Annotated in this window: 3 protein-coding genes; all 3 read right to left on the bottom strand. The window is 45.2% G+C overall.

Annotated features, from left to right (window positions below; genetic code table 11):
* Positions 1–3731: non-ribosomal peptide synthetase (locus A4R26_RS34390; RefSeq protein WP_133054873.1), on the bottom strand; the 3731-nt coding region annotated here is incomplete at its 3' end.
* Positions 3732–3743: 12 nt separating this feature from the next.
* The gene (locus A4R26_RS34385) at positions 3744–8234 is read right to left on the bottom strand and encodes a type I polyketide synthase (protein WP_165760517.1); all 4491 of its coding nucleotides are present in this window, start codon (positions 8232–8234) and stop codon (positions 3744–3746) included.
* A gap of 1 nt (position 8235) precedes the next feature.
* Positions 8236–8464 (bottom strand): acyl carrier protein (locus tag A4R26_RS34380; RefSeq protein WP_133054872.1); only part of this gene is annotated, 229 nt, incomplete at its 5' end.

The following is an 8464-nucleotide window of genomic DNA, read 5'->3' as shown; positions in this document are numbered from 1 at the left end:
GGGCCCGATGAAAGATCAAATGGCGTGGTTAGTTCCTGTTGTACAAACGCACGCACATGGACATCCTGATCTCTTTCAGCACGCAGATCGGAAAAATTTACCTGGAATAATGTACTTTCCGGAGTTTTAATAAACTGACGTATTTCCCCGGTTTCATCTTCGCTGAAAACAGTACGCAATATTTCATGCCGCGCTATCAATAAGGTAAAAGCCTGTTGTAAACAGGATGCATCGAGTATGCCCGCCAATTCATAAATAGCAGGAATATTGTATGCAATAGTTCCTTCTTCAAACTGGCTCAGGATCCAGATGCGTCGTTGGGATGATGACAACGGGTACGAAGCCTGATTTTCGGCAAGCGGGATGGCGACATACGCAATTTTTTGCAGTTGTTGTATCCATTGCGCCTGGTCTTCCAATACCGGGTTTGTAAATAAATCACGTATTCCCGCCTTTACCTGAAACCGGCGGTAGATATGGCCTGCCAGCTTTGCTACCCTGATACTATGGCCACCAAGCTCAAAAAAATTATCCTTTACTCCTACTGGTTTCGTTCCCAGTACTTCTTCCCATAGCTGCACCAGCTTTTCTTCCGTTTCATTACGGGGTGCTATGTATTCAGTTGACGATTGTTTAGCCTGCTCAGGGGCAGGCAGTCTTTCTCTATCTAACTTGCCATTGGGTGTTACCGGTAATTGCCCGAGTTCAACATAATACTCAGGGACCATATATGCCGGTAAAACCTGCGCGATGTATATTTTCAATTCAGCTGTCTTTATCTCTTCCCTGCTTACTACATAAGCTACCAATACTTTACTGCCATCTATAGTTGTATGCGCCATCACCACAGCCGTTTCAATTCCCGGGTATGTTTGCAAGGCAGCTTCAACCTCTGCCGGTTCTATGCGGTATCCCCTGATCTTTATCTGATTGTCCTTACGGCCCAAAAACACTATGGACCCGTCTTCATTCCATTTGCCCACGTCACCCGTATCATAGATCTTTTGTTGCGGATCGAAAGGGCTGCTGATAAAACGCGCTTCCGTCAATGCTTCCTGCCGGTAATAGCCGAGCGCCAACCCATCGCCGCCGATATAGATCGACCCCGGGATGCCAACGGGAACCGGTTTCAGGCGGTCATCGACAATAAAAATCTGTGTATTACTTATAGGGTACCCGATACTTTTCCCATCTGCAGCATCGGTGATCTTTCGCCCGCTGCCATATACCGTAACTTCCGTTGGGCCATACATATTCCAGACTTCACCGGCGCTATCGAGCAGTTTACGGGCCAGCGAAGCCGTAAGTAAATCACCGCCCGACAGCACCTTTAATTGCCGGCTGCCCTGCCAGCCGCTTTCAAACAGCATTTCATAAAATCCCGGTGTAGCCTGTAATATGGAAGGTTGTATAACGGCTAACCTTTCAATGATCTTTTGCGGTTCTGACAAGGTTTCCTCCCCTGCCACAAACACTTTTGCCCCGGTTACAAGCGGCAGAAACAACTCAGTAACCGACATATCAAATGCATGAGTGGTAACTGCAAACAAAACATCATTGGCAGTTATGCCAGGTTTTTGTTGCATACTCACAACCAGGTTGATCACGGAGCGGTGAGCGATCGCTATACCTTTGGGATTGCCTGTTGAACCTGATGTATAAATGATATAAGCTGCATCAGTGGCCGAAGCAAGGCTGGCGACTACCTGTTCGCCATTAGCGCTTGTCAGCATATCTTCCAGCTTTACAATACTCATACCTGCTGTATCAACCGGCAGGGCCGTCTTTCCTTCTGTTATCAACAACCTGCAGCCGCTTTGTCGAAGTATATAATTCAACCGGTGAACAGGATATTTTGCATCCAGTGGTAAATAGGCCCGGCCCGATTTCATTACACCCAATAAAACAGCCACCAACGCGGCTGATCTCGATAACAGCACCCCAACAGGTGATTTATCGCCGTCACCAAATGTATTGATGATGCTTTGAGCAACCCGGTTCACCTGGCGGCTTAATTCAGTATATGTGTAAGAACCTTCCTCATCCTGTACCGCTATTTTATCCGGATGTAATAACACCTGCGATTCAAACAGATCTATGATGCTTTGCTCTTTGGGATAATATGCGCTGGTTCTATTGAAATCCGTCAGCAAATGCTGTTGCTCGTCAGCGCTTAAATAATCCAGGTAATTTATGCGCCCCAGCGGATGGCGGGTAGCAACATCCAGTAACCTGAGAAAATGCGTAGACAGGCGCTGCACGGTTCCCTTGTTAAAAATATCACTGTTGTATTCAACAGTTACTGCTATCGCATTTTCCTTTTCTACGAAGCTAAAGCTCAGGTCAAACTTGCTGACCGGGTTTTCCATTGGTTCCTGGTAACCGGTCAATACCACATTATTAAGGTGCTCACGCTTATGTACATAATCAATATCCGCATTTAACATGGTGACCATTACCTCAAACAAAGGATTGCGGCTGAGGTCATGTTTTAGTTCCAACGCCTCTATCAGCGAATCGAAGGGATACAACTGGTGGTCATAGGCAGCCAGTGTTACCTGTTTTACCTGTTCGAGTAAATGCATGAAACTATCATCCCCACTGAACCTTGTTCTCAATGCCAGCGTATTGAGGTAGAGTCCCAGCTGGTGTTCCAGCTCTTCGTGGTCCCTTCCGGCCACGGGACTGCCAATAATAATATCCTGTTCGCCCGTATAGCGATATAACAAGGCGTTCACTGCTGCCAGCAAGCCCATAAACAAAGAAGCCCCCTGTTGTTGGGTAAGGCGCTTTAACCGACCGGTTACTGTTTCGTCGATCGTTGCCGTCACCAATCCGCCGCGATAAGTTTTAACCGCAGGACGCAGTTTGTCAGTTGGCAGTTCCAGCACAGGCAGCGGGCCCTGGAGTTCCTGCATCCAATAGGCTTTATGAACGGCTAATGAGGCACCGTTCAGTTGCTGCTGTTGCCAGGCAGCATAGTCTTTATACTGGATACGCAAGGGAGGCAATGTCATTTCGTTACCCTGCCCGTATGCGTTGTAAAAGAGCAGCAGCTCATTCAACAAAACATTCATCGACCAGCCATCGCTGATGATGTGGTGCATTACATAGGTAAAAAACCATCTATCGTCAGCCACCTGAAAAAGGGCAGCCCGCAATAAAGGGCCCGTTGAAAGATCAAACGGTTTTACGAACTGTTCATGCACCATTTCTTCAACCACCTGTTTCTGCCCTGTTCTGTTGCGAAGATCGTTTTGAAGAATATGGAAATCAGAACGGCCGGCAGGCAAAACAATTTGTTTTATGTCGCCATCTTCATCCTGTTTGAATACAGTTCGCAGGATCTCATGGCGTTCGATAACCGAATCTAAAGCGTGCTTTAGCGCCGCTACATTCAATGCACCCTCAAACACCATACACCCGGGCATATTATAGGCTATATTGGCATCTTCGAACTGGCCAAGCACCCACAACCTGCGTTGCTGGGATGACAGTACATAGCCGGCATGGCCATTGGTAACAGACAGAATGGGACTTACTTCCGGCGCACCGGTGACCTGCCTGAGGTACCGGATAATATTTTCTTTGTTCAGTTTTATTTCTTCAAATAAAACCTCGGGTATACTGATCTGATTGCTGCTAATCTGAAGATTGGCTCCATTTAAAGAAATATCGATATCGTTTTCACGAAGCTTCTTAAAAAGATTTTTAACTGAGACCGCATCCATAGAATAAGGTTGTTATATAATCGATACAAAATTCTTTTCGCTGCTTTTATTTATCCATGATCTTTCATCTATTTCTGCAGCCATTTTTTGAATGTTCTGCAAGGCGAAGAAATCTTTCAATGAAAGATGTACGCCAAACGTCGTTTTTATCTTTTTTAACAGGATCATGGCCTTGAGTGAATCGCCGCCCAGTTCAAAATAATTGTCTGTTACGCCTATTTGTTCAATTCCAAAAAAGTCGCAGATGATAGTTACCATCGCCGCTTCTGTTTTGGTTGAGGGGGCCACATAGTCGTTGCTTAGCTCAGGACGTGCCGCAGGGGTCTTGTTCTCACCTGTAAAACCGGCATCGAGGTAGATCCTTTCCGGGCTCTCGAAAACACGTTGGATCCGCTTTGGTAAACTTTCAATGGTTTCAAAAATGACAGGAGTATTTTTCAAGGAAATGCTCCATGCAAACAAGGCTGAAAGTTCTGTTGTTTTCAAAGCCTTCCGGCTCCCTTCCCTTTCCTGTTGCATATCTTCCTCTGTAAACAGCATTTCCGACAAACCCACGCATTTCCAGTTGGGCAGTTCTTTGATCCTGGCCGTTACAAAGTGATCCATGAACAAATTGGCTGCTGCATAAGAGCTAAAACCCAATCCACCCACTATGGATGATAAACTCGATGTGATCCATACAAAATCTACATCAGCATTGCCGAACAATTCATACAGGTTGAGTATACCTGCAATCTTTGCCCTGAACAAAGCCAGAGACTTCTCCGGGGTAATATCTTCAACGGTTTCAAAATGATCGTCATTTATATAACCTGCAGCATGAATAATTCCATTGATAGTACCCACCTCCCGCGTTATTTGTTGAACCGCCTGCGAAAATGCTTCCTGGTCGGCAACATCCAAACTATAATACTTTACCTCTCCATTTATTTGTTGCAGGTGCTGTAACCGTTGCAACCATACTTCCGTACCGGAAGCGGCTTCTATTTTCTTTCGCCCGATTATTACCAGTTTTACTTCACGTGCGGCCAGGTACCTGGCCAATGCGAACCCCACGTTGCCTGTTCCTCCCGTTATAACATATACGCCGCCGGCGCGAACCAACCCTTCCTTTTCATTTACGGGTATCTTATTTCGCTCATAATCCTGTAACCACCGTTTTCCATAACGCCAGGCCACGACATGATCTTTATTGTCATTTACTATTTCAGTTACGATATCCTTTACCACTTGTTTAGGATCTTCCTGCAGGTTTACATCGATATTATAGCAGCTCATTCCATATTCCTGCGCCAATGTATTTACAAATGACAGTGCGGGCGCCTGTGTATACAAGCCTTTTTCATTACCGGTCACCATATGCAATGAATCGGTTACAATGGTGATTTTCGTATTATGCAGCAGTTCCAGCTGCACCAGGGATTGCACAATAAAAGCAATACTGAAATAGGCAAGATGAAGCGATCTGTCGTCGGCTTTCATTTCCGGTATTGAAGTTCCGCACGCGATTGTCCAGGCATACACGATATCAGAAACAACAATACCGTTTGCTCTGATATCCCCGAACAGTTTTCTGAAATGACTGTTATCAACGGGATGGATATAATACAGTTCGCCGGCAGTTTTTAGATAATGCTCCCCCATCAATACTTCTATCACCCGGTTCCCGCTTTGTAAAAGATGTTCTTTCAACAATACAGCAAAAGGATCACCTGATGAGAACAGTAAAATTGTCCCTGGTTGCTGATCTGCTGAAGGGGTAATTACAGCGCTTTTCCATACAGGGAAATAAAGCCAGTCGGAAAGGGTTTCATTCTTTGTTGGGTATAATACTTTCGAGGCTTCTCCGAGGCCATTTTCAAACGGCTCCACTTCGGCAATATGCCGGGTAGGCTCAAATGAATAAGGTGGTAATGAAATCTTGTTCCTCTGTTCGGTTTTATAATATGCCAACCAGTCAATGTTCATTCCCCGCTCCCATAGCCGGCCCAGGCTGGCAGTAAAATAGCATCCATCATCTGCCGGTTCTTTTTCACTCCGCACAAGGGTTACCGATGCCGGTTGTTTCGCATTTTGTTGTTTAAGCAGGTTGCTGAGGGTATGCCCGGCCCCCACTTCTATAAATAAAAATTCATCACTTTTTTGCAGCAGGCTTTTTATTCCATCGCTGTACCGCACAGTGTGGCGCAAATGGTTTACCCAGTAAGCCGGATTGGCTGCCTGTTCAGCTGTGATGGCGACACCAGTAAGGTTAGATATAAACGGATATTGCATTGGATGGAAGTTCACTTTGGCAACCTCCTTTTTATATTCTTCCAATATACTTTCCTGCATCACTGAATGAAATGCATGTGAAGTATTCAGCTTTACATATGGAATGTTCGTTTCATCAAGTTTGTTCAGCAAGCCTGCAACAGCTTGCGCATTTCCTGAAAAAACAACCTGTTTAGGACCGTTTATGGCAGCCAGGGAAATTTCTTTTGTAATATAAACAACGGCTTCCTGCTCAGTCATCATGACACTTACCATATCGCCCGGCGGTAAAGCATTCATCAGAGCACCCCGTTTAACTATCAGCCGTAAAGCATCTTCCAGGTCAAAAAGTCCGCTGATACAGGCAGCAACATACTCGCCAATGCTATGCCCAATCATGCATGCAGGTTTTATTCCCAGGGCGATCAACATTTGTGCGAGGGAATATTCCAGCAAAGAGATCAGGGGTTGTGCGTACCTGGTTTCTGTAATTAAATTTTCCTTTGTCCCGTATTGGGGATAGATTATTTCTTTAAGATCTTCACCGGTTACTTTTTGCAGCAGCGCCAATCCTTTATCCATGGTTTCACGAAACAACGGTTCCTGTTCGTACAGGTCTTTACCCATGTTTACATACTGCGAACCTTGTCCCGGAAACATAAACACGGCTTGTTTTGTTTGTTCTTTTCCGGTTGCGCTATGATCATTACTTTTCGCATCCAGTAGCTTTAACAGTTCTTCTCTGCTGCTGTACACTATGGATCTGCGATGATTAAAATGTTTGCGGCCAACGCCAAGGGTATACGACATGCCGGCCAGATCCAGTTCGGGCTCTTTCAGCAGAAAGGTCTTCAATGCCTCTGCATACCTGCCCAGCCCCTGCGCAGTTTTTGCAGTCAATGTTGCGATCTTATACTTCCTTCCTTCATCAACCGGTTCAGCTTCCGGTGCTTCTTCCAATATAACATGGGCATTGGTTCCACCGATGCCAAAAGAGCTTACACCAGCCCGTAGGGGAGCATTGCTTGTACCTTTCCATTCCTGTAACCGTGCATTGACGTAAAAAGGGCCGGAAGCAAAATCGATCTCAGGATTGGGTTCTTTAAAATGCAGGCTTGGAGGAATTTTTTTGTGATAAAGACTTAACGCGGTTTTTATAAGCCCGGTCACGCCGGCAGCGGCATCCAAATGTCCTATATTGGTTTTCACAGACCCGATGGCGCAAAACTTTTGATCGCCGCCGGTATCGAATGCCTCGTTCAATGCTTTTATTTCTACCGGATCGCCTAGTTTTGTTGCAGTTCCATGCGCTTCAATGTAGCTTATACTCTTTGGGCTTATACCAGCTACCTTATGGGCCATCCTGATACATTCAGCCTGGCCTTTAATACCCGGCGCGGTAAAACCTACTTTTTGATTGCCATCGTTATTAACCGAAGTGGCTTTTATAATGGCATAAATATGGTCCCTGTCTTTTATAGCTTCATTCAATCTTTTCAATACCACTACACCTACTCCTTCCCCGCTAACACAACCGCTTGCATCTTTATCAAAAGTTTTAACGTGCCCGTCCACAGCATTTATCATTCCCTCCTGGTAATAGTAACCTTTTCTTCTACCTGCGCCTATTGAAACTCCGCCAGCGAGGGCTATGCTGCATTCTCTTGTCAACAAGCTCCGGCAGGCATAATGCACGGCCACCAAAGAAGTGGAACAGGCCGTATCTATAAAACAGGAAGCGCCGCGTAAATTGAGTTTATAGGAGACAAGTGTATTTACGAAATTAGATCCCGAGATCATATCAAGGAAAAACCCATCTACTTTAGCCTCCTGTGATCTTGATAATACATGGGCTTTCCAATGGTAGTTTTTTGAGGCGCCGGCAAACAAACCTATTTTTTGCCTGTCGATGGCAGAAGAATAACCGGCATCATCCAATGCTTTCCAACAATGCTCATGAAACAACCTGGTCTGGGGGTCCATAAATGCCGCCTCTTCCGCGGTGTAACCAAAAAAAGCATGATCGAAATGGTTTTTATTTTCCACTACGCCGGCTGACTTAACAAACAATGGATGCGATATTTCACTTTCAGACATACCGCGGTCCTTCAGTTCTTCATCAGTAAATGTTTTTATCAGCTCTTTACCGTCAGCGATATTTTCCCAGAAATGCCTGAAATCATTACTTCCAGGAAACTGACCCGAGATCCCTATGATCGCAATTTCCAACCCGTCGTATTTCCTGTTCATACTATTCATAATTGAATTTGTTTAGATCGTGCATCATTTCGTTTCTGTCAAAATCTTCTTCCTGGTGTACGGGTTCCTCCCGCTGTAAATAATTTACCAGGTCGTTTATTGATGGATATTGAAATAAGAGGGTGAGATTTATTTCCCTTTCCAATGCCTTACTGATCTGTTTGGCCAGCATCACTATTTTCAGGGAATTGCCACCTATCTCAAAAAAATTATCCTTTACC

The sequence above is a fragment of the Niastella populi genome, from assembly GCF_002078015.1.
In the GTDB taxonomy this organism is placed as follows: domain Bacteria; phylum Bacteroidota; class Bacteroidia; order Chitinophagales; family Chitinophagaceae; genus Niastella; species Niastella populi.
Note: the sequence above shows the minus strand (reverse complement) of the source record. Positions and strands in the feature narration are given on the sequence as shown.

Coding starts and splice junctions, on each gene's coding strand:
- A4R26_RS34385 (WP_165760517.1), bottom strand. CDS start 8,234: ATGAACAGGAAATACGACGGGTTGGAAATTGCGATCATAGGGATCTCG.